We start from the raw sequence: 267 nt of genomic DNA on the forward strand, positions 1-267 counted from the left end.
GGTCTATCGCAAAAGCTGATATTCATGCTAACACGACTTCCCCTTCCCGCAGCGCAGCATGAATTCGCACGTGCAAAACAACCGCCGGCGCGTAGAGCCGGCCGGTCGCGCACGCGGTTCGAACGATCGTCCGCCGCAGCAGGATGCGCCTGTCACCGTCCCGACCCGGCAGGGAACCGAGCGTGAAAACGACCGGTCCTTTGTCCGGGCGCGTCCTGCCACGGCGGAAGTCATGGTCCAGATCATCGGCAATGACGTGCCGCGGCG

General features: G+C 64.0%; 1 protein-coding gene. It reads left to right on the plus strand.

Going from position 1 to position 267, the window contains the following annotated elements:
- Nucleotides 1-58: 58 nt before the first annotated feature.
- On the plus strand, nucleotides 59-267 hold a 209-nt coding region (locus SB717_RS36455), incomplete at its 3' end, for a hypothetical protein (RefSeq protein WP_410907914.1).

Origin of the sequence: Priestia sp. SIMBA_032 (genome assembly GCF_046535215.1) — a bacterium.
GTDB classification, from domain to species: Bacteria; Bacillota; Bacilli; order Bacillales; family Bacillaceae_H; genus Priestia; species Priestia aryabhattai.